The following is a 20,829-nucleotide window of genomic DNA, read 5'->3' as shown; positions in this document are numbered from 1 at the left end:
ACTGAAGTAGCCGTCAGGCGATGCCTGACCTACAGGACTGATACGAACCGCGCATGACCCTCTCCGAAGAATCTACCGACCCGGACGCCGATCGCCCGGTTGCGCTCGACGAGCCGATCGTCGATCCGAAAATCGTCTCGGACGATCCGGGGTTCCGCGACGCGAACAAGGCGCTGAAGAAGACGCTGTCGAATCTGCGCGGCTGCAGCGACGCGGAACGCGAGGCCCTGCTCGACAGCTTCGGCAAGATCGAGCAGATGATCAAAAAGCTCGAGACGGGCCGCGTCGAAATCGCCGTCTTCGGAGAGATCTCGACCGGCAAGTCGGCGCTCATCAACGCCCTGATCGGTCGCGAAGTCACCTCCGTCGACGTTCGCGGCGGCTGGACCAAGGAAGTCTGGGGCGTCGCCTGGGACGGCGTCGGCTATCGCGTCCCGGGTCTCGGAACGTCCGAACTGGTACTGGTCGATACGCCCGGGCTGAACGAGGTCCGCGGCGCCAGTCGCGGCGACATGGCCGTCGAGGCGGTCGCCCGCGCCGACATCGTCCTGTTCGTCAGCGACTCCGATTTGAACGACGTGGAGTGGAACGCGCTGCTGGAAATCGTCAGCGCGTCGAAGCCCGTGCTGTTCGTCCTGAACAAGGTCGATCTCTACTCGCCCAAGCAGCTCGAACGGCTGATCGAAACGCTCCGCGACGATCGGCTGAAGGAGCTGATCGGGCCGGAGGATTTTCTCCTCTGCTCCGCCGACCCGCGGGAGAAGGAGTACGTCATCCAGGCGCCCGACGGCAGCGAACGGAGCGAGTGGCGCAAGCCCCAGCCGCAGATCGTCGAACTCAAGCGGCGGATCCTGGAAATCCTGGAACGCGAAGGGAAGGCGCTGATCGCGGTCAACGCGGCGATGTACGCCTCCGACCATGACGATCGGATCACGGCGACGAAGGTCCGCCTGCGGGAGACCCGCGCGAACGCGGCGATCTGGAGCTGCGCCGTCACCAAGGGCGCCGCGGTCGCCTTCAACCCGGTGCCGGGCGTCGACATCATCGCCGGCGTCGGCGTCGACGCCACGATGATCGTCTGGCTGAGCCGGATCTACGGCCTGCCGATGAATCTGAAGAACGCGCAGAAGCTGGTCGCCAGCCTGAGCGTCGCGGTCGGCGCCGTGACCGCGAGCGAGATCGCCTCGCACATCGCGATCGGCCTGCTCAAGGCGACGACGCTCGGCTGGGCCACGCCCTTCACCGCCGCGCCTCAGGGCGCCATCGCCGCGTTCAGCTCCTACATCGTCGGCCAGGCCGCGAAGGAATACTTCGAGCATGGCGGCGATTGGGGCGCGGAAGGCCCCAAGGCGACCGTCCGCCGGATCCTCGACCAGACCGACCGTGCCGGAGTCCTCTCGCGTCTCAAGAAAGAGATCCTCGCCAAGGTCGACCGCAATCGGCATGCGCGGCCCCAGACCGGGTTCTTCGGCGAGAAGATCGACGAGAAGAAGTAAGGAAGCTGAGACAGACGATGGTTGCGTAGACGTAGCGGAGGACGTTCGAACGATGGCTAAGACGACAGGCAACGCGAGTGCACTCGTTCAGCACCAAGAGCCTCGCGACGACGATCCCTTCCATGGCTGGTCGCCGAGACCCATTCGGTGCCAATGGCTTGACGGCGACGAGCAGACCGTCGAGTCCGCGGACGTAGTTCGGATCGTGCTCGACGGCGATCGCGGTAGTTGCGAACACTGGTCGAACTTCCGCTATCAACGCGACTTTTTCCGAGAGGTAGAGGCCTTCATCGGACCGTCTCCCGCAGTCATCGTTAGTCCTGCCGGAACCATCACGACCTACGTCGAATCATTGGAAGCGGAGTTGTCCTCGCTCCAACAAGGCCTCGCGAAACTCCAAGCGGCGCTCTCGCAGTGCAGTCCAAGCGACCGCGAGTGGCTCGTGGGGATCGACGGATGCGTACCTGGTGAGTCGACGCCGCTACAGACGGTCGTCCACCATCAGGGCGAGACTCAGCTTTCAGTCGCCAACACCGCAGTCAAACTCTATCCCGCTCCGGGTGAGGCGGGGACGTTGGTCGGCTCAAGGCTATGCGCGCTCCGCGGAGCGGTGCCTCCCGAACTTGCTACGGGTCGCCTGGCCTCGACTTCAGTAGGAGCCTTCCTCGGCCTCGTCTGTGCCGACGCCGTCCCCTTTTCTCAACGGTCGTTCGCGAACCTCCGCGACGAAATTAGAATCGCAGTTCGAGAGCATTTGCGCCAGGTGGCGACGACTGCACCGACGCCGGAGTACGTTCTGATGGCGACTCATTGGCAGGAACCAGGAACCGGCGGGAGCTTCCGCAACGCGGCAAACGTGCTGGCCGAGGAAATCGGCGCCACCGTAGTCACGACTTTTCGAGCTCCGAAGGGATCGTTGGCGGCCACAGCGAAGCGCTTTGCGCCTGTCGGTCCCAAAGCGGCGAAAGTCGCGACGCTCCTCGTCTACGACACTTGATGCTGATCGCCGATGACAGCATTGACTTAGACTGGTGAGGACGCCGCCTTTCCCTTCTTCGCCGGACCGTGCCATGTCTCGAATGCCCGCTGCTTTGGTCCTGTCTCTCGTCGCATCGCTCGCTCTGGCGTTCCACGTATTCGCCGCAGAATCGAAGCCGCCGCATATCTGCTTCTTCCTGGTCGACGACCTGGGCTCGCATGACGTCGGGTTCACGGGCGGGACGCAGATCGCGACGCCGAACATCGACGCGATCGCGAAGGAGGGGGCGATCCTGGAGCAGTTCTACGTCATGCCGGTCTGCACCCCGACGCGGGCGGCGTTTTTGACGGGGCGTTATCCGATTCGCTACGGCCTGCAGACGGGCGTCATCAATCCGACCGAGCCGTTCAGCCTGCCGGTCGAGGAGAAGACGCTCGCCCAGGCGCTGAAGGAGCTCGGCTACGCCACGGCCATCGTCGGCAAGTGGCATCTCGGCTTCCATGATCCGCAGTGGCTGCCGACGCGGCGCGGGTTCGACACGCACTACGGTCACTACAACGGCGCCCTCGATTACTTCACGCACGAACGTGACGGCGGCTTCGACTGGCACCGCGACGAAAAGACCAGCCGGGACGAAGGCTACGCCACGACCCTCCTCGCGGACGAAGCCGTGCGGATCGTCGAGAAGGCCGACGCGTCGAAGCCGCTGTTTCTGTATCTGCCGTTCAACGGCGTCCACTCGCCGATGCAGGCGCCGGAGGACCGGCTGGCGAAGTATGCCCATCTCAAGCCGCCCGGCCGCGCGAAGATGGCGGCCATGCTCGACGTGGTGGACGAGTCGATCGGTCGCGTTCGAGAGGCCTTCGCCCAGCGCGGCTTCGATCAGAACGTGATCTATCTCTTCTCGACCGATAACGGCGGACCGAACCCGGGCAACGTAACCGACAACGGCCAGTTCCGGGCGGGGAAGGGGACGCTCTACGAAGGGGGCGTCCGGTCGTGCGCCGCGATCAGTTGGAAGGGGCAGGTCGAGCCAGGCACGCGCGTCGCCGCCCCGATGCACGTCGTCGATCTCTATCCCACGCTGCTGAAACTCGCGGGCGGAAACGTCGAACAGAAGCTGCCGACTGGCGCACGCCAGCTACCGCTGGATGGTCGCGACGTCTGGCCCTGCATCGCGGAGCACGCGGCCTCGCCCCACGAAGTGATCCTGATCAACGCGGAAAAGGACCGCGGCGCCCTGCGGAAGGACGACTGGAAGTTGATCGTCTATGAACCCGCGAACGGGCCGCGACGCGGACGAGGGGGAGCGAACCGGCCGGGGCGACAAGCAGGTCAGCCGAACGCAGCCCCCTCCGACGGTCGCCGCCTCGAGCTCTACGACCTGGCGAGCGACGTCGGCGAGAAGGTGAACGTCGCCGACCAGCATCCGAAGATCGTCGCCGACCTGGTCGCCCGGTACGACCGTTACCTCGCGGAGTCCGTCCCGGCGCTCGATCTGGCCGGCATCAAGCCGGTCCCGCAACAGAAGGTCTGGGGCGAATTGACGGGGAAGTAGTCGCTCGCCTCAAGATCGCGTCTCGCGAAACGGTAGCGGCCTGTGCGCTGGTTACGCGGCGATTCAGATCGCCGGGAACGCTACAGGTGAGTGCGACACGCACTAACTAGCCCGCTGCGGCGGGGAGCTCAACTCCGCGGCGGTCTCGGCGCCGACGGCGATGGGGAGCGGGACGATGCCCAGGCGTGCGTAGATCGGCATCACCTGCTCGCGAATCGCGGGCAGCTCGCGATGCAGATACGCGGCGCCGAGCAGGCAGGCGACGCCTCCGAAGGTGAGCGCGAAGGGCGCTCCGAAGCGTTCCGCGATCGCGCCCGCCAGCAGGCTGCCGATCGGGGCGGTCCCCATGAACGCGGTCGTGTACAAACTCATCACGCGACCGCGCTTGTCTTCGTCGACGATCGTCTGCAGCAGCGTCGCGTTGGCCGCCATCTGAAACATCATGCAGAAGCCGGTCCCGACGAGCAGCGCCAGCGAGACCGCCGTCCACTGCGACCAGGCGAAGAGGATCATCAGCAGGCCGAGCGCCGCCGTCGCGCGAACGATCTTGGAGCCCAGGCCCAGCACGCTTTCGCGCGATGTGAGATAGATCGCGCTTCCCAGCGCCCCCAGGCCCGACGCGCCCGCGAGGAAGCCGAACAGCGACGGTCCGCCTTGCAGGATGTCCTCCGCATAAACCGGCAGCAGCGTCGACAGGGGCATGCCCATCATGCTGACCAGCGCGATCATCAGCAGGATCGTGCGGATCGGACGAAAGCCGAAGGCGTACTGAAACCCCTCGATCAGCCCCCGTCCGACTGAAAGGCCGGGCACGATCCGACGCCCCGGCAGATCCCGCATCAGCAGCGCGGCCCCGATCGTGGCTGAGAACGACGCCGCGTTGATCCCGAAGCAGACGGTCGGTCCCCAGAGCGCGATGACCAGCCCGGCCAGGAACGGCCCGATCATGCGACTCCCGTTCACGACCGTCGAGTTCAGCGCGATCGCGTTGGGCAGGTCCTTCCGATTCGGAAGCATTTCGGCCAGGAAGGCCTGGCGGTTCGGCATGTCGAACGCGTTGACCAACCCCTGCAGCGCGGCCAGCACGAAGACGTGCCAGACCTGGATCCAGTTCGACAGCGAAAGCGCGAAGAGCACGAGGGATAGAAGCATCGCACAGGACTGCGTGACGTAGAGCGTCGTCCGGCGATCCAGCCGATCGGTGAAGACGCCGCCGAGCGGGGCGACGAAGAAGGTCGGAATCTGACCGACGAAGCTGACCGCGCCGAGCAGCAGGGGCGATTCGGTCAGCGCGAAGACCAGCCACGCGAGGGCGATCTGCTGCATCCAGGTGCCGACGAACGAAACGGCCTGGCCGAATTCGTAGAGTCGGAAATTGCGATGGACCAGAGCGCGGCCCATCACGGCGAGCTTCGACATGCCATGCAATCGAGGCGGGACGATCCGTCGCGCGACGTCCTACGTACGCAACGGCGCATTCTAGGCACGCGGTCGCGTCTTCGTAGGGCGGGTCATTGACCCGCCTCGTCCTTTCCCTGGCTACGACCTGGCAAGGGAGAAGGTGGGTCAATGACCCACCCTGCAGGCCTACCGGAGAATGCTCGAACCTATTCGACCGGAACCAGCCGAGCGCCGCCGATCAGCTTGGCGTGGGCTCCGCTCTTGCTGCGATCGAAGGTCAGGCTGCCCAGCGACGCGTCGAAGTCGTAGTGCAGCACGGTCGATTCGTTCGTCGTCAGCCGACGCTCGGGCGAGAAGGCTTCCGCATACAGAGCATCGGAGGAGAGCCGCACTTCGTCGATCAGACCGGTGAAGTACGAGTTCGCCCCGTCGCGGGCCGTGTCGCCGCCGATGACGAGCGGAAAGTCGTTCGTCGTCCGCGTCAGTCCCGAATCGACCTTCGTGCGGTCGACGAGCTTCCCGTCCAGAAACAGCGCCACCGACTGCCCGTCGTAGACGCTGGCGACGTGATGCCACTCGCCTTTCGGAACTTCGATCTTGCCGTCGACCGAGCGATAGGCGTCGCCCAGATGCACGCTGGTCGTGGGAGTTCCCTGCGAGACGAAGATGCCGTAGTCGCTTCCTTCCATCTTGGAGACCAGGCCGACGCGATTGCCGTAATTGTCGGCTTTGAACCAGGCTTCCAGCGTGAAAGGGCCCTGCGGCAGCTCGAACGCCTTCGACGGCACGGGGAGCGCGTCGTCGATCCCGTCCAGCCGCAGCGCCCGGTCGACGCCGCCCGTCGTCGTCGCGGCGGGCATCGACTTCCAGTCGACTTCGACAGGGGTCTCCGTCGCGGGAATCGCGTAGCGCGCCGTTTCGGCGATCAGATCCTGACCGAGCGAGACGATCAGATCGTCGTACGCGACGCCGAACTCCGTGCCGCGCAGATAATCGACGGCGAACTCCAGCGTCTGCTTCTCGCCCGGCAGAATCCGACCGTGCAGATGATCGGGCGAGACGGTCCAGCGATTGTCGCGGCTCCCCGCGGTGAGCGTGAAGTCGATCGGGCGGCTGCTCGGATTGGTGACTTCGACCTTGAGCGTCGTCGCCTCGGGGCCCTGTTCGCCGATCATCACCTTGCCGTAGATCTTCGGCTTGGACTTGGCCAGCACGGCCGCTTCTTCCTGCAGCTTGCCGGTGATCTCGCGCACGTTCATCGCGGCGCCGACGGGGAAGGCGGCCATCGCGACCTGGTTCTTGCGGACGGTGACCAGGTTCCAGTGATGCAGGAAGCCGGCCTGCGGAGCGATGCCGCTCTGCCCGCCGCCGACGGTCGCCAGCGTCACGTACTCGATGCCGTCCTGCGGATCGTACCGCATGTGGTGGATATGGCCTGCGAAGACGGCGGTGACGTTGCCGGTCTCCTTCAGCAGCGGATGGACCTTGTCGTTCCAGTCGTTCCCGTAGCCGCCCGCCAGCCAGCGGGGATGGTGCAGGAACAGGAACTGGTGGTCGCAGTCCTTCCCGCGAACGAGCGCTTCCTTCAGGAAGGCGAACTGCTCGGGGCTGACCTTCTGAGCGCTCGGCTTGCTGAAGTTCTTCTCGCCCGTCTCCGGATCGCTCTCGTCGGAGTAGAGAACGATGAAGTTGCAGTTCTTGTGCGTGAACGAGTACCACAGCGGCCCGAAGTGGGTCTCGTAATCGGTCTCGTGCTCGCCCGTCGCGGGGCGGTCCGGATCGTTCAGCGGGCGCCAGTAGATGTCGTGGTTGCCCGACGTCGGAAACCAGGGGCAGAGGAGCTCGCCCATGATGGCCTTGAATTCGCGAGCCTGGACGAGCCACTCTTCGCGACCGTTGTAGCCGTTGATCAGGTCGCCGACCGTCATCACCATGTCGGGCTCGACCAGGTTCGTGTCGCGAACCGCGTCGGCGAGAATGTTCACCCCCTCAGGCGGTCCGCCAGTCCGGTCGCCGAACACGGCGAACGTGAAGGCGTCTTCCTCCTCCGTCAGCGGCAGCAGCACGTCGCTCGACCGCGTGGTGAAGAAGCGCTTCTCCGTCTGCGGCTGCGTCGGATGCGGCGCGTTGTGCGAGTGCATGTGCCGATCGTGGATCAGAAACGGCGTTTCCGGCGAGATCGGATCCTGGGCGAAGGCGATCCCCGCGAAGAGCGAAGCGGCGAAGCAGCCCGCTGTCAGGAAGCGGGCGAACGGAGTTCGATGAACGGTCATCGAGGTTCCTTGACGACGAAAGGTAGGTGGCTAACGGCAGCCCGCACACTCTACCAACCGAACGTTAAGATCGCGCAAGCGTTCTACCGTTCGATCGATCGAAATGCTCCTTCGCTCATGCGATAGAGAACGCATGTCTCGGGTGGCGCCGGTTGTCTCAACCGGCGTCCGCGAAGCGGATCGGAGGCCTCGCTCCGAACGTTCCTCGTCCGCGGCCGGTTCTATTCTGCGTCATTCGGAATCCACGGCTACGGCGTCGTGACGAACGCCTCCTGAGGCCTCCGACGGGCTGCGCCCGCGCCGGTTGAGACAACCGGCGCCACCCCTGAAGACCTCTCAGCCTCGAAGGCGAGCCTTACGTCGCATGCGTCACCGCGTCGCCGGCTGCCGCGCCAGCAGCTTCTCGGCGATACGCTCGGCGAGCAGGTGCGAGACGCCGAGAATCGAGAGCATCGGGTTCACCCCGGGCGGCGTAGGCAGGAGGGAGCCGTCCGCCACGAAGACGTCGGCCAAGTCGTGCATGCGACCGTCGAGCCGCACGGGGCCGTCGCTGCGACTGGCAGCCAGCCGACAGGTTCCCATCTGATGGGCGCTGTAGAGTCCGCAGGCGTTGAGCGGCAGGCCGATCGATTGCACGCGATCGAGGTAACTCTGGAAACCGGCTTCCTCGCCTGAAGAGGTCGAAGGATGGTACGACCCGCAATTCACCTGCGGGCCGAAGACCTCCACGGCGCCTGCCGCGCGCTTGATCTTGAGCGCGCCGGCGACGCCCGCCATCAGCGTCTGCGCATCGTCGCGATGCAGGCGGTACTCGATCAGCGGCTGGCCATCCTCGCCCAGCGTGACGCGCCCGGGCCGCTTGTCCCGACCGAGCACGATCAGGTTGCCGAGGTAGGGAAGCTGCTCCATCAGGCGTCGATGGGCCGCCGCCGACTCCCACGGCAGGTTCATGCCCCACAGACCGGGGTGAGCCGGGGCGCACTCGATCCGCGCTCCGTAGCCGGAACCGTCGAGGTCGTCGAACTCGTTGCAGACGCGCGACTGCGGGACGCCCTCCCACGCCTTCACCGGTTCGGCGTAGCGACCGAACACGGCGGTCGTGGGATGAAGATAGAGCGTCCCGAGATGCGGATGGGCGTAGCCGCTGCGCATGAGGATCGTCGGCGTATGCAGCGATCCCGCCGAGAGCACGAACGACTTCGCACGGATCGTGCGGCGGACGTGCCTCCCCGACTCGTCATGGATCACGACGTCGAGACCCGTTGCGCGTTTCCCTTCGAAGCGCAGGCGCTCGGCCTCGGTCCGGCAGAGGATCCTCGCCCCGGCGGCGACCGCGTCGGCGAGATACGTGACGCGAGTATCCTGCTTGGCGCCATGCGGGCAGCCAAAACCGCAGAAGTCGCACTTCGCCCGCGTGTCGCCGTTCGCTCCGAGGCATCCCAGCGCGTTTCGCGGAATGACTTCGCAGCGATACCCGAGCGCCTGGCAGCCCGCTTCGAGCAGGGCGTTCTGCCGGTTCGCGGGGCTCTCGTCCGTCTGAATGTTCAACCGCTCGCGCACGGCGGCGATCGATGCGTCGAGCCTGCCGTCGATCGCCTCCTCGAATCCGTACTCCGTCGCCCATTGCTTGCGCACCGGATCGGGCGGCGCCAGCGAGGTCTGCCAGTTGACGGTCGTCCCTCCGCCGAGGACGCTTCCCGCGAGGACGATCAACCCCAGATCGCCGGTCGTCAGCGAGCCCTGCTTTTCGAAGAAGCGCCGCATGCCGGCCAGTTCGCGGACGCGGAACGTCTCGGCGGTCGCCGCCTCGCCCTTCTCGATCACCAGCACGTCGAGGCCGGCCTGCGCGAGCTGCGCGGCGACGACGCCGCCCCCCGCGCCTGAGCCGACGATGACGACGTCCGCCGTGAGCTCGCCCCGCTCCTCCGGCGTCCAGACCGGCGTGGGATTCTCCGGCTCTCGACCGGGCGCTTCCGATCGCGGATCGACGCCCCAGGCATCCTTCGCCGGCAGACGCGGTCCGGGATAGTCGAACGCCGGCCAAAGCGGATGGGGCGCGCCCTCTTCAGGCAGGCCATACGCGAGGAACAGCGACAGCCGCTTCAGCCCCTGAAACAGTCGCCGCGCGACGGGCAGCCGACTGTGGGAGAACGCGACGAGCAGCCGTTCGCGTTCCTCCTGCGTCATCGCGGAGAAGGCCTTCCACGGGCCGCCCATCGCCTTGCTGACCCAGGGCTGTTCGATGCCGTGGAAAAAGCGTTTCAGCCGGCGAACGGCCATGGGGGAGGCCGCCCGGTCGAGCGCGGCCAGCAGTTCGCGATCGAGATGGACGTCGCGGCTCGAAAACGCATGCGTCCGCGGGGCGTCCTCCGCGAGATTCGGCAGCGCGGGAACGAACGTCTCGCACAGCCGCGCGACCTGGGCTTCGTCGAAGGCGTCGAATTTGTCGGACATCGACGGCTCCGCTTTTCGCTCGCAACGGACGCAAAACCGGGTCTATAACGGAACCGCCAACCTCCCCAGCATCCGCCTTCCGCAATCTTTTCGCAACCGGAGCCCGCCTCGTGACCCTCGCTTTCCGCCAACTCGATTCAGCAGACCGGATGACCGAAGATGTTCGGGTGCCACTGGCTCCGCCAGTGCCGGAGCTGAATGGATCATCCAACATGGCTGACCGAGACATCGGGCCGGGCACTGGCAGAGCCAGTGGCACCCCTCCTGAAGTTCAGTTTTTTGATTGCGGCGAACGATCTCCGAACCGCCTTTTCGTGCGTCTCTTCGCTTGGTCATGCGTGACCGTCGGCATTTGGATGAGTTCCGAAGGAGTTGTTTGCGCCGCCGATCCCCCCGACGCGGACGCCATTCGCGTCGAAGAAGACGCCGATGCGATCCGCATCGAAACGAACGCGCTGAAGGCGACGATCCGGAAGAAGGGATACGTCTCCGGCATCGCGGGCGGAACGTTCGTCGACAAGAAGACGGGCCAGGCCGATCTCGGCTTCGGACTCGACATCGTCGACTGGGTCATGGCGCCCGGCAGCGACGAAGCCTATCGCGACAAGCTCCCCAAGCGGATGATCTACGAGACCGGCAACGCGTGGCACGGCGACGATCCGAAGCGCTGCATGGACGGGCCGCAGATCTGTACCGAGGCCGAGGCGCTCTCGCCGAAGGTGATCCGAGCCGAAGGTTTCGTCGCGATCGAACAGGAGTTCGCCTACAACGTCGCCGCGCCGGGTCGCCAGCCGGGCTCCGTCTGGAAGCAGCGGATCGTCTTCCTGCCCGACGCACGGTACGTACTCTCCTGCGACGAGGTCACGCTGGTCGAAGGGGGCGAAGAGCTGTTCCTCCGCACCGACCTCCCCGGCCATATCAAGCACAAGCAGGGCGACACGTTCAGCGAGATCTACCTGAGCTATCTGAAGGAGCCGGTTCCCTCCCGCGAGTTCGCAGGCGAGGACTTCGCGCCGCAGGCGAAATTCCATTACCGCCGGCCAGCCGATGCGTCGCAGATCCCCGCTCGCATGATCCGGGCCTATCGCACCCGCGATGCGAAGTCGGGAGAGCAGGGCCCGTGGCTGGCCGGTATGACGCTCGATTCGACCGACGTTTACGAAGGCTGGTGCCACGAACGCGGCTACGTCTGCATGATCCAGGAGATCGGCGGGCGAACCTACGCCGCCGGCGACAAGATCCAGGCCGCCTACGCGATCGGCTGGTTCGACTCGATTACGGAGATGCACGTCCTCTACGATCAGCTTCGCGGCGCCCGCTCCCTCCGCTTCGACGACGGGAAGCTGACGCTGGCGAAGGAGTAGTTCGCGCTCACTCGTCCGTAGGCTTCGGACCGTGCGGAGCGGCGGGACGAGGGGTCGAGCCCTGAATGACGCGGCGGGGGGCGATCGACTCGTTCGCGGCGCGGCGCTGGGCGGCGACCTCTTCCGCGCTCCAGTAGCGGATCTGCTTCGGCACGGTGATGCCGCCCGATACGATCGCCGCCAGGGTTTCGTTCACGTCCCAGTCGAGGTCGGTGACGTCCTCCTCCGGCACCATCAGCAGGTAGCCAGCCGTCGGCAGAGGCGTCGTCGGTGCGTAGACGCAGAGGATGGTCTTGCCCGTTTCCACGTCGATGCAGCTCGACGTCACGAACGCCGGGACGCGGATGCCGGGATGCGGAAACGTGACGAGCACGATTCGCTGAAAGCGCGTGTTCGGATCGCCCTTGGACTGCTGCAGCGATTCCACGACGTTCCGTACGGCGGAATAGATCGTGGTGACGACCGGCACGCGAAGCAGGATCCAGTCGACGGCCTGATGCAGTCGCGACTGAAAGAACATGCCGAGAAAGTAGAGCGCCGAGAACACGATCGCGAGCGCGATCAGCGGCGCGACGAAGTTCTCCATCCAGACCGGCAGGCCCGAATCGGTGACGACCTGCGTCGTCTGGCCCGCCGTGATCGCGAAGTCGCCCGTGGCGGGGCCGGTCGTTCGGGTAACGACGCCTCCGTCGGTAGAGGGCGCCGCGTGGAAGATCGGCTGGCCCAGCAGGTAGACCGTCACGAAGTACGCGATCGGATCGATCACGTAGTCCCGCGACACGCTGTAGAGCCAGTGCAGGATCCAGAACGTCACCGCGATCGGCAGGATCAGGAAGATCCCCTGCACGATCCGGGCGCGCACGAACAGGTAGATGCCGTAGAAGAAGGGGAACCGCGTGCTCCAGACCGACGCGGAAACGGCGTCATCTTTCGCCAGGAGGGTCGGCGTCGTTTGCTTGTTCTTCTTCTTCGCCACCGCGATCTTCCCTGCTAGGCGGAACGCCACTGCGAAGCGATACGTCCTGGCGACGCGAAAAGACGCCCGGCGAACGCGTAGCGCGCGTTCCGGCGAAGCTCGCCGCCTGAGTTATCGGCTGGCGAGCGGAGAAGTATCGAACGCGGTCGAGAGAATGGCACGCGAAGCGTCGTCGCGTGCGGCTGCGTTCGAGACAGCGCGAAACGGTCTCAGCCTTCCAGGCCGAGATTCGCGATCACGACCTCGCCGCCCGGCGTGAGGTTGCGGATCTTCTGCGCCATGACCTTCTTTTCGCTCTCGGAAGCGCCTTCCGCGCGGCGCTTGAACACGCCGAGCTTCTGCTTGCGATGACGACGACGACGGATCTCACGCTGACGTTCGCTGCCGGCCACGGCGACGGACTCCTGAAAACGAAATACGGCTCCCCGTCCCGCGAAACGAGACGGTCGCCGGCAAAAATCGCGGGGAAATTGCGACGAATCGAAGAGTCTAACGGCAGCCGGGCGGTCTGCCAAGCGACGATCGCCCCGATTCGACAGGGGTGCGAACCTTACGACCTAAGATCGGCACGAAAGGTCGCCGAACGGATACGGAAATCGTCGGCGAAAGGGTGGCGCTGGTTGTCTCAACCAGCGTCCGCGCAGCGGATCGGAGGCCTCAGTGGCGCGTCGGAATCCTCGCAGTCGGGCTCGTCGAAGCGTATTCCCGGAGCTGGCCGGCGATATTGCGCCGAATTCGCTCCGAGGCCTCCGACGGGCTGCGCCCGCGCCGGTTGAGGCAACCGGCGCCACCCTGGAGCGATCGCAAACCGCAAAGTGCACTCGAAGCGCGGCCGAGGAGTGCGTGGCCTCTGGCGAGCGGGCGCGGAAAGAAAAGTGTCGCCTCCTGAACCTGGACACGCGTATCGTTCATCTGGCGGGGATAAGCGCCGGCCCAGGCGTCGAAGTCGAAATCCTAGGCTCCTCGACTCGCGACAGGCCCACGACGACCGCGCGCCCCTGCCAGGCGACGTCGCCCTTTTTCGTACACCGATTGAGGTATCGCTTTCCGCGACAACCGTGAAGAGGGGACGAACTCGACGGGCCATGGCGGCGGTAAACTGAGGCTCTGCCGCAGCTTCCGCCCGCCCGAACCCTCTGGCTCCCCTCCGTATGACCGCAGCGCCCGAGACCGTCGACCTCGCCGCCGCCGGACGCATCGTCCGGCAGCAACTTCTGGCCGAGGCGAACGATCGGGGCTATTTCGAGGGTCGGCTCTCCAGCAGCGCCCTCGCGACGGCGACCGCCGTCAGCGCCCTGACGCTGTTCGATAAGCACGCGTCCGACGCCGAGGAAGGCGTTGGGCAGTTGAAACTCGCGGGGCGAAGCCTCGTCGAGCAGGCGATCGCGTGGCTTCTGGCCCAGCAGAATCAGGACGGCGGCTGGGGAGACTGCCCCGACGCCCGGTCGAACATATCGACCGCCATGCTCGTCCGCTCCGCCTTCGAGATTGCGGGAAAGGCTGACGCTCACCGCGACGCGATGGATCGGGCGGAAGCCTTCGTCAAGGAACGCGGCGGACCGGAGGGGATCCGCCGACGCTACGGCAAGGACAAAACCTTCGCCGTGCCGATCCTGACGAACGCGGCCATCGCGGGACTCGTGGACTGGAAGGAGGTCGCTCCCCTTCCGTTCGAAGCGGCCTGCATCCCGCAGCGCTGGTACCGCTTCGCCAAGCTGCCCGTAGTTAGCTACGCCGTGCCGGCGCTGGTGGCGATCGGACAGGCAGTCTTTCTGAATCGGCCGCCGGCGAACCCGCTCCTGCGGTGGATTCGGCAGCGATCGATCGAGCCGTCGCTGCGCGTCCTGCTGAAGATGCAGCCGGCCAGCGGCGGCTACCTGGAGGCGATCCCGCTCACCAGCTTCGTCGCGATGAGCCTCGCCGCGACGGGTCGCGCCGATCATCCTGTGACGCTGGCCGGGATCCGCTTCCTGCACGCGACGTTCCGCGAGGAGGGGACCTGGCCCATCGATTCCGACCTGGCGACGTGGAACACCACGCAGGCGATCGTGGCGCTGGGGGACGTCGACGGACTGACCGACCCGAAGCGGACGCTCGACTGGATCCTCTCCTGCCAGCATCGCGAACGTCACCCCTTCACCGGCGCGGACCCCGGCGGTTGGGGCTGGACCAATCTCTCGGGCGCCGTCCCCGATGCCGACGACACGCCCGCGGCGCTTCTCGCGCTGAAGATCTTCCACGACAGTTCTCGCATCGAGGAAGCCGACCGGGTGCGAATCCGCGAAGCGGCGTCCGCCGGGCTGAAGTGGCTGGCCGAACTGCAGAACCGCGACGGCGGCTGGCCGACGTTCTGCCGCGGCTGGACGAAGCTCCCCTTCGATCGCAGCGGATCGGACCTGACCGCTCACGCGATTCGGGCGTTCCACGCCTGGCGGGACGTGCTGCCGGAGACGTTTCGCGAATCAGCGATCGGACGCGGCTGGGACTACCTGCGGAAGACGCAGCGTGCCGACGGCAGTTGGGCGCCTCTCTGGTTCGGCAATCAGGATCGGACCGACGAAGAGAACCCGATCTACGGCACGGCGAAGGTCCTCCTCGCTTACCGCGACGCCGGAAGAGCGCAGGCGCCGGAAGCGTCGCGGGCGATTCGCTTCCTCGTCGACTCCCAGCATTCGGATGGTTCCTGGGGGGGCGGCGAATCGATGCGGCTCGCCTTTCGACCGGAGTCGCTCCAGGTGGCTGACGGGTCGGGAGACGAACCGGCGAGCGCCGCCGAATGGCCCTGCGTCGGCAGCGTCGAAGAGACCGCGCTGGCGGTCGAGGCGCTGTCCTCCTTTCCCCGACACGCCGAATCCCGGGCGTCGCTGCGGTCGGGAACGGCGCTTTTGACGGAACTGGCGGCGACGGGCCGTTACCGACGGACGAGCCCGATCGGGTTTTACTTCGCCCGTTTATGGTATGATGAGAGCCTCTATCCGCCGATCCTGACCGCCTCCGCACTGCGGGCGGCGCTCGCAACGTCGGCGGAGACGCCCGCCGCTTTTCCTTCCTCGCCGGCCGGTCCGACCGCCTGACGGCGACTCGATGCAACCCTGTCCGCGGCGCCCGGATGGCCCGGCGCCTCTTTCGAGGCGCTGAACGACCGGCGCTTCTTCGATCGACGCAAGAGGACGATTCGTTGGCCTTGGGATCCACCGAAGAGACGCTGACAGGCGAGAAGAGCGGCAAGCGGGTCTCCCGTCGCCGCAAGACGTCGCATCTGAAGCTCGTCCCCGACACGCTCGCCCTGCGCGAGCGCCTGCGCGCCGCGTGCCGCGAGACGGCCGCCGGACTCGACAAGTCCCGCGTCCTCTCCAAGGACGAGATGGAGCGCCACGTGCGCGACCTGCTCGCTCGCGAGGGTCAGCCCGAGGGCTTCGTCGGCTGGACGATGGTGATGTTCGCGACCGCCTTCTGGGAGGACCAGGTCGCGTCGATCCCGCCCTCGCGACGATTGTTCCTCCTGCCGCACTGCCTGAAGCATGCGGAGGGGTGCCCGGCGGATTACGACCAGTTCGGGCTCGACTGCAAAACCTGCGGCGCGTGCAGCATCGCCGACTTCCGCACGATGGCGGAAGAGATGGGCTACAAGGTGCTGGTCGCCGAAGGCTCGCCCGTCGTGCTGAAGATCATCGTGAGCGGCTACGTCGACGCGATCGTCGGCGTCGCCTGCCTGAACGTGCTCGAAAAGGCGATCGACAAGATTCTGCTGGCCGGCATCCCCTGCATGGCCGTGCCGCTGCTGTCGAGCGACTGCCGGAACACGTCCGTCGACGAACACTGGGTCTCGGAGATGATCCAGATCCAGCCGCGCGAGAACACCGTCCGCACGAAGAGCTATCTCTCGCTCATGCGCGCGGCCAGCGGCATGTTCGACGTCGAAGAACTCGACCGGCTCGCTCCGCGAATCCGCGGCGGCAAACGACTCTCGGAAGTCAACGGCAAGGGGCTCTCGGCCCTCGATCCGATCGCGGCCACTGAAGCGATCGCGTACGACTTCCTCGCGCGAGGGGGCAAGTACGCCCGGCCCTTCATCACGCTGGCGGTGCGCGACGCGCTGACCGGCGGAGCGGGCGCGTCATCGAACGGCGCCGAGGCGCTGAGCGACCTCCCTGACGCGGCGAAGCGCGCGGCCCTGGCGATCGAGACGTTCCACAAGGCCTCGCTCGTACACGACGACATCGAAGACGACGACGCCTATCGCTACGGCGCCGAGACGATGCACCGGCGCTTCGGCATCCCCACCGCGATCAACGTCGGCGACTACCTGATCGGCCTGGGCTATCGGCTGGTCAGTCGCGAAGCCGCGGCGCTCGGTCCCGACATGTCGGCGGAGATCCTCGACCTGCTGGCCGAGTCGCACGTCCGGCTGTCGGAAGGCCAGGGCGCCGAACTCGTCTGGCGCGACTCGCTGGAGAAGCGCCTGACGCCGCTCGACGCGCTCAAGATCTACGCCCTGAAGACGGCGCCCGCGTTCGAAGCCGCGCTGCTGGTCGGAGCGCGTCTGGCCGGTCCGCTCGATCAGCTCGACGCTCCCCTGCGCAAGTTCGCGCGGAACCTGGGCATCGCGTTCCAGATTCTGAACGACTTGAAGGACTGCCGCGGCGATCTGACGAACAAGGTCGAGAAGGGGGGCGATCTGCTCGGCGGTCGACCGACCGTCCTGTGGGCGCTCGCCCTCGAAGCCCTTCCCCCCGCGGAGCAGGCGGAACTTCTCTCGCTGGCCGACCCTGCCAGCGGCTCGATCGCCAGCCGGCTCTCTCGCGCCCAAGCGCTCTATCGCCAGGCCGGCGTCATCGAGAAGGCCCAAGCCCTCGTCGACAAGCACCAGGAGCGGGCCGAAGCCATCGCCGACGAGCTCGCCTCCGAAGACCTCCGCGCGCTCCTCTACTACCTCGTCGACACGGTCCTCGACCGCGAAGAGGCCGCTCCATCCGCGACGAACGTCACGCTGGAAACTGCGTAGCTGTTTTCATGAGACGAGAGTGAAGAAATGAAGAAGGGCGTTGCGTGGCTATTAGCGATGATCGCAGTAGCAGGCGTCTGTATCCTGTGCTGTTGCGGGTTTTGTGTAGTTCCGACAGCTCTTGTTCCTTCGGATCGTCCGATCCGAAGGCCATCTCCTGCTCCTGCTGTCACGGCCGCACCGAAGCCAATCCTTATAGAGCCCACCGAAGATAGTGAAAGCGGACTTGATGAAGCCTCCAACGGTTTGCCGCCTGCTGAAGCCCGCGCCCTGCCAAGCACATCCTTCGCCGTCACGATCGAGCTGAACGCGACTGTTGATTCGGACAATCGTGCATGGCTATCAGGCACGACGAATCTTCCTCCTGGCACGGAACTGATGCTTTCAGTTACCGAAGAATCGCCAGTTGGCTTTATTGGCCAGTCCAAATGCTCCGTCGATAAAGTCGGCGCATTCAAATCAGGGAAGTTCGGGCCAGCGGCTGGATTGCCAGTAGGCTCTTACGAAGCCGACGTGACTGTTCCCATTGCGAAGGTTCAACCTGAAAGCGTTCGCCGGCGCTTGGGGGATAACGGCGAATGGATGAGCGGAGATTTGGTCCGCGACGGCGCGCTAGGCAGAACAGCGTCCAAGTCTGTCCGATTCACTGTGGGTGGTGAAGGCGCCCTTTCGGAGCATCGGTCGAGACAGTTGCAGATTATCGAGCGTTCTGAGAACTATATCCGCGAAGTCGAATCGCTCGTCCGGCGCCTTGACGATGCTGGCCATAAGCTATCTCCGAACGCCGAAGACATTCCAAGTATGCGTCGGTGGGGAGAGTTCGCCAGGCAGTTCAACGAAGATCAAAAGGCTCTATATCAGTCGTCCTTCATCGGCAGCCTGCCGGTCAGTCCGCTTAAGCTGCATCTCGGCACCGCTTGCGGATACACGTGGAATATGTTTAGCGATCTTGTCGACGGAAATGACAAGGGGGTGGAGACATGGCGAAACGAGATACGAGCACAGCTTGAAGGTGCTCGTGACGAACTTGATACCGTCCGCGAAACCCTTGTCTCTGCCGAGAAAGTCCCGACACCAACTCACGCCCATACTGATGCTTCTGCAAGTCGCAGGTGGATGAGTGCCGACGGGCAATTTAGCGTTCAAGCAGAGTTAGTTGGCGTGGTAGCCGATAGCGTCGTGCTCAGAAAGGCTGACGGAGATGTAGTCAACGTGCCCATCACCAAGCTATCCGACGACGATCGACAGTTCCTCGAACGGCGTCAGCATTCTCGGAGATGAGTGTTGGAACAACGGCCACACGCCGCATGACGGGAGCAGGACGACCGGAAGAGTCTTCGTTTCGATCTATGCGAATTCTCACGAAGGCCTCATAGATCGCGAAGATTGGCGCCGCCCGCAGTTCCGGCGAACGCGTGACGGAGGGGCGTCCCCTTCCGCGGCGAGTTCAGTTCGCGAACTCGCGGTCGTGAACGCGGCTCTCCGCGAAGCGGGGCGCGGCGAGGCCTTCGACGTCGTGCAGCGTCGCGACCAGGCCGCTGCGCTGGAGCAGGATGTCGCTGGCTCGGCGCGAGAGGCTTTCCGATTCCCCGGAGGAGAGAATCGCGAGGCGGGAACCCTCGCAGGCGGCGAGCATTTCGAGGTGCGAGTTGGTCGGGCCGAGCAGGGCCACGATCGTCTCCCGGCGAACAGTCGTCGCCAGCACGCATTGCCAGACGGGCCGCTGAGCAGCGGAACGCTCTTCGGCGTCGCACAGGACCAGGTCGAACGACCGCTCCGCGAGCAGCGCGAGCCCCGCCTCGATCGAGAGCGCCTCCGTCGCGTCGAATCCGCAGGCGCGCAGTTCCTCCGCGGCAGCCTGGCAGCGGGACGAACTCTGACGAACGACGAGCGCGGCGACTTGTGGCACGGCTTCTGGAATCCTTCCGAAAGCGTCGGTCAGCGAAGCGGGCGGGGGAGAGGCGTCCGCCGCTGACGATCATGTCGGCGGCAGACGGCCGCCTGAACTATGCCCCTCCGTTACGCGACCGTCAAGCAGATCGATCGCGAAGAGTTCGAGAGTCGCTTCGACTTTTCATTCGATGCCGAGCGCGCAGCGGGTCAGATAGATCAGCGGCGCGTAGATGATCACGAGCCCGTCGACCACCTGCGGCGGCAGGTTCTCCTGGCTCAGGTATCGCGTATTCAGAACCAGCTCGTCGATCAGAATCAGCCCGAAGAACCCGAAATAAGCGAGCGCGGGACCGAGGAGGAAGATCGCCGCGAGGAGACAGCCCGTCGCGTACTTCGTTTCTGATCCTGTTCGGCGGATCGCCGCGGGAACCTCGACGTCGGACGGATAGTGAGACGACGACTCGACAGGCGGTTCGGACATAGGCCGCTACTCCATCACCCGTCGACTTGATCCATCAGCCAGAACAGAGGCGTATACATCGTCTGCAGGAATCGACCGGCCGGCTTGGGCAGATTCTCCCGAAACCATCCCGAACCGACGAACATTTCCTCAAGCACGACCACGGCGAAGAAGCCGAAGTAAAGAACCGCCGGCAGGATGAGTAGGATCGCGACGAACAGACAACCAGTCGCGTCGTTCTTTCCGGCGCTTCGCCGAGCGTCGGAAAGAACCTGGAGGTCGTCCGGCGATTCGGAAGAAGGTTGACTCGGCGCACGGGGCATCGGCGGTTCTCCGTCAGCCGTCGAACTGGTCGAACAGCCAGATGAGGGGCGCGTAGATGACGCGCAGGACCTCGATGCCCTCCTCCGGTACGTTCTCCATGAACAAGTTCGCCTCGAAGACGAGTTCGTCGAGCAGGATCGCCCCGAACAGCCCGAAGTAAAGCAACGCCGGCAGGACCAGCACGAGCGAGACGACCAGGCATCCGGCGAGCGATCCGCCGTCTCTGCCATCCGCCGGCGGCGCGATCGAGGCGTCAAGTTCCTCGCGATCGAGACGGTCGACGTTTCGCTCGCTCATGAACTTCATTCCTGCTTACGCCGGCGCCATGCATGTCGCCGGCTCGCTACATTTCCATCGCCCATCGCACCAGGTAAATCAGCGGCGCATAGACCACTTCAATTCCGTAGATAACCTCGGCAGAGACGTGCTCTGGCGTGAAGTAGTTCGTATTCAATACGAACGCGTCGAGCAGCAGGATTCCGAAGAAGCCGAAGTAAAGCAGCGCCGGCAGAAGGATCACGAGCGACACGATCAGGCATCCGGCGAACGATCCGCCGTCTCTGCCATCCGCCGGCGGCGCGATCGAGGCGTCAAGTTCCTCACGATCGATCCCCTCGACGCTTCGCTCGCTCATGCCGATGGTCCC

General features: G+C 65.2%; 17 protein-coding genes. 7 read left to right on the top strand and 10 right to left on the bottom strand.

The features are described from left to right. Window positions 1-53: 53 nt before the first annotated feature. From SH602x_RS10550 to SH602x_RS10540, 3 genes are all read left to right on the top strand, one after another. On the top strand, window positions 54-1,496 hold the full coding sequence (locus SH602x_RS10550) for a YcjF family protein (protein ID WP_479476752.1): 1,443 nt from the start codon (window positions 54-56) through the stop codon (window positions 1,494-1,496). Window positions 1,497-1,548: 52 nt separating this feature from the next. Next, complete coding sequence (locus SH602x_RS10545) at window positions 1,549-2,493, top strand: hypothetical protein (protein ID WP_479476751.1); 945 nt, start codon at window positions 1,549-1,551, stop codon at window positions 2,491-2,493. Between the two features lie 73 nt (window positions 2,494-2,566). Beyond that, a complete protein-coding gene (locus SH602x_RS10540; RefSeq protein ID WP_479476750.1) occupies window positions 2,567-4,033 on the top strand; it encodes an arylsulfatase B in 1,467 nt (488 codons plus the stop codon). A 102-nt stretch (window positions 4,034-4,135) separates the two neighbouring features. On the opposite strand, the gene SH602x_RS10535 is transcribed toward SH602x_RS10540, so the two are convergent. The 3 genes from SH602x_RS10535 to SH602x_RS10525 all read right to left on the bottom strand — a co-directional run bounded on the left by SH602x_RS10535 (window position 4,136) and on the right by SH602x_RS10525 (window position 10,161). After that, complete coding sequence (locus tag SH602x_RS10535; protein WP_479476749.1) at window positions 4,136-5,452, bottom strand: MFS transporter; 1,317 nt, start codon at window positions 5,450-5,452, stop codon at window positions 4,136-4,138. 188 nt (window positions 5,453-5,640) lie between these two features. After that, window positions 5,641-7,707 carry a LamG-like jellyroll fold domain-containing protein gene (locus SH602x_RS10530; RefSeq protein WP_479476748.1) on the bottom strand — a complete coding sequence of 689 codons (2,067 nt, stop codon included), beginning with the start codon at window positions 7,705-7,707 and terminating at the stop codon, window positions 5,641-5,643. Between the two features lie 369 nt (window positions 7,708-8,076). Beyond that, window positions 8,077-10,161: an FAD-dependent oxidoreductase gene (locus SH602x_RS10525; RefSeq protein ID WP_479476747.1), complete on the bottom strand. Its 2,085-nt coding sequence runs from the start codon at window positions 10,159-10,161 to the stop codon at window positions 8,077-8,079. Between the two features lie 338 nt (window positions 10,162-10,499). Between SH602x_RS10525 and SH602x_RS10520 the strand changes: the two genes are divergently transcribed. Beyond that, window positions 10,500-11,525: a hypothetical protein gene (locus tag SH602x_RS10520; protein ID WP_479476746.1), complete on the top strand. Its 1,026-nt coding sequence runs from the start codon at window positions 10,500-10,502 to the stop codon at window positions 11,523-11,525. Between the two features lie 7 nt (window positions 11,526-11,532). Here SH602x_RS10520 and SH602x_RS10515 read toward each other — a convergent pair whose 3' ends face one another. Both SH602x_RS10515 and SH602x_RS10510 read right to left on the bottom strand, forming a co-directional pair. Beyond that, window positions 11,533-12,501 (bottom strand): DUF502 domain-containing protein, encoded by a 969-nt coding sequence (locus SH602x_RS10515; RefSeq protein ID WP_479476745.1) that lies wholly within the window; start codon window positions 12,499-12,501, stop codon window positions 11,533-11,535. Window positions 12,502-12,710: 209 nt separating this feature from the next. Further along, on the bottom strand, window positions 12,711-12,893 hold the full coding sequence (locus tag SH602x_RS10510) for a DUF6800 family protein (RefSeq protein ID WP_479468489.1): 183 nt from the start codon (window positions 12,891-12,893) through the stop codon (window positions 12,711-12,713). A 759-nt stretch (window positions 12,894-13,652) separates the two neighbouring features. Here SH602x_RS10510 and SH602x_RS10505 point away from each other — a divergent pair. The 3 genes from SH602x_RS10505 (at window position 13,653) to SH602x_RS10495 (ending at window position 18,787) form a co-directional block, all read left to right on the top strand. Beyond that, complete coding sequence (locus SH602x_RS10505; RefSeq protein WP_479476744.1) at window positions 13,653-15,575, top strand: prenyltransferase/squalene oxidase repeat-containing protein; 1,923 nt, start codon at window positions 13,653-13,655, stop codon at window positions 15,573-15,575. 110 nt (window positions 15,576-15,685) lie between these two features. Then, complete coding sequence (locus SH602x_RS10500; protein ID WP_479477104.1) at window positions 15,686-17,506, top strand: polyprenyl synthetase family protein; 1,821 nt, start codon at window positions 15,686-15,688, stop codon at window positions 17,504-17,506. 27 nt (window positions 17,507-17,533) lie between these two features. After that, on the top strand, window positions 17,534-18,787 hold the full coding sequence (locus SH602x_RS10495; protein WP_479476743.1) for an SHD1 domain-containing protein: 1,254 nt from the start codon (window positions 17,534-17,536) through the stop codon (window positions 18,785-18,787). A 166-nt stretch (window positions 18,788-18,953) separates the two neighbouring features. On the opposite strand, the gene SH602x_RS10490 is transcribed toward SH602x_RS10495, so the two are convergent. From SH602x_RS10490 to SH602x_RS10470, 5 genes are all read right to left on the bottom strand, one after another. Next, window positions 18,954-19,415, bottom strand: coding sequence for a hypothetical protein (locus SH602x_RS10490; protein WP_479476742.1), 462 nt, complete (start codon window positions 19,413-19,415; stop codon window positions 18,954-18,956). A 165-nt stretch (window positions 19,416-19,580) separates the two neighbouring features. Beyond that, window positions 19,581-19,880 carry a hypothetical protein gene (locus tag SH602x_RS10485; RefSeq protein ID WP_479476741.1) on the bottom strand — a complete coding sequence of 100 codons (300 nt, stop codon included), beginning with the start codon at window positions 19,878-19,880 and terminating at the stop codon, window positions 19,581-19,583. Window positions 19,881-19,894: 14 nt separating this feature from the next. Further along, a complete protein-coding gene (locus tag SH602x_RS10480) occupies window positions 19,895-20,182 on the bottom strand; it encodes a hypothetical protein (protein WP_479476740.1) in 288 nt (95 codons plus the stop codon). A gap of 13 nt (window positions 20,183-20,195) precedes the next feature. Then, a complete protein-coding gene (locus tag SH602x_RS10475) occupies window positions 20,196-20,480 on the bottom strand; it encodes a hypothetical protein (protein ID WP_479476739.1) in 285 nt (94 codons plus the stop codon). Window positions 20,481-20,526: 46 nt separating this feature from the next. Continuing rightward, entirely contained in the window at window positions 20,527-20,817 is a 291-nt protein-coding gene (locus SH602x_RS10470) for a hypothetical protein (RefSeq protein WP_479476738.1), read from the bottom strand. Between the last annotated feature and the right edge of the window lie 12 nt (window positions 20,818-20,829).

The organism is Lignipirellula cremea (assembly GCF_056501455.1).
The sequence above is the reverse complement of the archived record's forward strand: the minus strand, read 5'-3'. Positions and strand labels throughout refer to the sequence as shown.